Raw genomic sequence first — 3,955 nt, forward strand, 5'->3', positions numbered from 1 at the left:
CCCAGGTGTTGACGAAGAAGCCGATCAGGTCGGTCAGGGCGGTGTCGGTGCGGCCGGCGATCGGCCCGCCGATGCACAGGTCGTCGCCGGCGCCGAGTTTGTGTAGCAGCACGGCGAGGGCGGATTGGGTGAGCATCGACATGGTCACCCCGTGGTTGCGGGCGAGTTGGTCGAGGCGGTGGTGCAGGGGTGCGGGGATGGTGAAGGCGATCGTGTCGCCGTGGTAGCTGGCGGTTCTGGGGCGGGGCCGGTCGGTGGGCAGCGGGAGCAGATCCGGTGCCCCGTCGAGTTCGTGGTGCCAGTACCGGTATTGGGTGGTGATCAGGCTTTGTGGGTCGGCGTGGCCGCCGAGCAGGTGGTGTTGCCAGAGGGTGTAGTCGGCGTACTGGACCGGCAGCGGTTCCCACACCGGTTCCTCACCGGTGCGGCGGGCGGTGTAGGCGTGGGTCAGGTCCTCGATCAGGGGGGCCATCGACCAGCCGTCGGTAGCGATGTGGTGGAGCACGAGTACCAGCACGTGCTCGTCGGGTCGGCACCGCAATATGGTTGCCCGTAGCGGGATTTCGGTGGACAGGTCGAAGCGGTGTCGGGCGGCCTCAGCCACCGCGTCGTCCAGTTGGTGCGTGTCGAGGTCGGTGACCTCGATCGGGGTGATGGCGTGGTCGGGGGGCAGGATGTGTTGGAAGGGTTGGCCTTCGGTTGCTCCGAAGAGGGTGCGCAGGCTTTCGTGGCGGGCGATGACATCGGCGATCGCGGCGGTCAGCGCATTGGTGTTCAGGGGTCCGTACAACCGGAGGGCGAGGGGGATGTTATAGGTCGCGGAGGGGCCCTCGAATTCGTGCAGGAACCACAGGCGTTGCTGGGCGTGCGACAACGGGATCCGGGCCGGTCGTGTCGTCGGTTCCAGTGGGGGGCGTACCGGTGAGTCTTGGTGTAGTTGGGGGGCGAGTTGGGCGATGGTGGGGGCGTCGAACAAGACCCGGATGGGGAGTTCGACGCCGAGGGTGGTGCGGATCCGGCTGATCAGCCGGGTCGCGAGGAGGGAGTGACCGCCCAAATCGAAGAAGGAGTCGTCGATCCCGACCCGGGGGACACCGAGGATGTCGGCGAACAGGGCGGCGAGCGTGTGTTCGTCGGGGGTGCGGGAGGGCCGGTAGTGCCCGGTGGTGTAGTCGGGGGCGGGCAGGGCTTTGCGGTCGAGTTTGCCGTTCGCGGTCAGTGGTAGTGAATCCAAGATGACGATCGCGGCGGGCACCATGTATTCGGGCAGCCGGTCGGCCACATACGCCCGGAGTTGGGTGGTGCGGCGGGTGGCGGCGGGGTCGTTGACGTACCGGGAGAGCGGCCCGACCTCGCCGGTGGGTTGGTACACGTCGGTCAGCGGGGTGCGCTGTGTGGTGGGGGTATGGAAGATCGCATCGAGGTGTCCGGGGGTGTTCGAGTAGGTCACTGCGGCGGTATAGCCGGTCTCGTCGCCGATCCGGTGCAGTTCCTCGGTGGTCATGGCCGTGCAGGAACGGCTGGCCGGGTGGTCCCCGATATTCCCGACAGCTTCGAGGATGTCGGTGAGGGGGGTGTCGGGGTGGGCGTGGGTGGCGGCCTGGTGGGCGGCGACCTCGTCGATCAGCCCGGCGTGGGGTATCCCGGTGATTCGCAGGGCGTCCTGCCGATGTTCTTCGAGTAGAGATCGGAGTTCGGTTGGGCCGGGCAGGTCGTGCCAGGCCCAGGTGGGGAAAGTGGCTGCGGATCGGGCCTCGGTGGGGATGGTGTGGACGATGACGTCGTAGCGGTGGCGGGTCATTTCGGTGTCGGGGTGCCCGCGCTTCAGTTGGATATCGACGGCGCCGATGTCGGTGTTGTCCCTGCCGAGCGCGAGGAAGAATTCCGGGGCTAACAGCAGTTCTTGTTCGGTGGCGATGTCGCGGTGTACCTGATCCAAGAGCGTTCCAATGGCGCCGATCGTGTCTCGGGTCAGGTGGATGCCGGTGACGAATGCTTCGAGGGTGGTCAGGTTTCGGATGTCGCCAAGGAACAGGGTGCCCCCGGGGGCCAGCAAATCCAGTGCGGCGGAGATCACGTCGAGCAGGTAGGCGGCGTTCGGGAAGTACTGCACGACCGAGTTGATGACGATGGTGTCGAACACACCAGCGGGGAGACCGTCGGTGTCGTCGGCGGGTTGGGTGCGCAGGTGGACCCGGTCGGTCCAGGGGGCGTCGTGGTCGTTGAGCCGAGCCCTAAGGGTGGTGATGGTGGTGTCGGAGAAGTCTGTGCCCCAGTAGGAGTGGCAGTCGGGGGCAAGTTGGGACAGCAGCAGACCGGTGCCGACGCCGATCTCGAGGATGTGGGTGGGGGACAGTTGTCGGATGCGGTCGAGGGTGGCGGCGCGCCAGTGCCGCATCTGTTCGAGGGGGATGGGCTTGCCGGTGTAGCTGCTGGTCCAGCCGCGGAAGTCGTCCGTGAACCCGTTGGTGTCCGCCAGGTGATCTGAATCGTCGTCGCGGTCGCTGGTGTAGAGGTCGTCGTAGACGTGCTGCCATGCGGTGACCTGTTCGGTTTCCTGGGTCCGGTCGTGGGTCAGGGGGGTGTCGGGGTCGAGGACGACGTACCCGATCAACTGTTGGTCGTTTTCGCTCGCACGCCCGTCGGTGGCTGTGGGGGAGTCGGCGCTGGCGGGGGCGGGGCGGGTGATGACGGTGGCGTGGGTGACGGTGGGGTGGGTGGTGAGGGTGGCTTCGATCTCGCCGGGTTCGATCCGGAATCCGCGGATCTTGACCTGGTCGTCGGTGCGTCCGAGGAAGTCGAGGATCCCGTCCGCGCTCCAGCGCACGAGGTCCCCGGTCCGGTACATGCGGGCATCGCCGGTATCGGTGGTGGCAAAGGGGTTGGGCAGGAAGCGTTGCGCGGTCAGTGCGGGTTGGTGGTGGTAGCCGCGGGCGACTTGGTCTCCGGCGACGTACAACTCGCCGGGGACTCCGGCCGGGACCGGGCGCAAACCGGTATCGAGGACGTAGACCTGGACGTTGGTGATCGGGGTACCGATCGGCACCCCGGACACGGCTGTGGGCACGGTATCGCCCGGCGCGATTGTGTGACAGGTGACGTAGATGGTGGTTTCGGTGGGTCCATACCCGTTGACCACCCGGGTGCTGGGGGTCAGGGTGTGCATCTTTTCGACCAGCCCGCCCGGCAGCGCCTCACCGATAAGGACGACGGTTTGGGGTTGCGGGGGTGTGGGGGCGTGTTCGAGGACTTCGGCGAGGACCGAGGGAACGGCACTGATCACCCCGCCGTCCACGAGGGCGCTGTCTTCGGTCAGGACCAGCACGTCCCGGACCACTTCGATACTGCCCCCGGTGCACAGCGGGGCAAAGATCTCGAAGACCGACACGTCGAAACCCACGGAAGTGCTGGCCAGAACTCTGCGGGAGTCGGTCACCCCGAGGTGCGCGCGTTCGTGGGTCAGGAAATGGGTGAGGTTGTGGTGGCTGACCGCAACACCTTTGGGGGTGCCGGTGGATCCGGAGGTGTAGATCAGGTAGGCCAGGTGCTGTGGGTGTAGGGGGGCGGTGCGGTCGGTGTCGCCGGGGTTGTGGGTGGGCTGGTTTTCGAGGTCGGCGGTGTCGGTGTGGATCTGTCGGATGGGGGTGGTCGGGAGGCCGGTGGCGGTGGGGGTGTCGGTGATCAGCAGGTGGGGGTGGGCGTCGGTGATGATGTATCCGGTGCGGGTGCTGGGGTAGCGGGGATCGAGGGGGAGGTAGGCGGCCCCGGTTTTGAGGATGGCCAACAACACGGTGATCAGGTCGGGGGTGCGGGGGAGGGCGACGGCGATGATGGTGTCCGGGCCGGCGCCGGTGTGGATCAGGTGGTGAGCCCACCGGTTGGCGTTCTCGTTGAGTTGGGTGTAGGTCAGGTGCTTGCCGTCGCACGTTACGGCGATCGTGTCCGGGGACAGGCG

1 protein-coding gene is annotated in these 3,955 nt (G+C 67.0%); it reads right to left on the bottom strand.

Going from position 1 to position 3,955, the window contains the following annotated elements; translation table 11 throughout:
* A partial coding sequence (locus tag AB0I57_RS20010; protein WP_358339315.1) for an amino acid adenylation domain-containing protein occupies positions 1 to 3,955 on the bottom strand: 3,955 nt, incomplete at both ends.

The organism is Rhodococcus sp. NPDC049939 (assembly GCF_040656415.1).
In the GTDB taxonomy this organism is placed as follows: domain Bacteria; phylum Actinomycetota; class Actinomycetes; order Mycobacteriales; family Mycobacteriaceae; genus Rhodococcus_F.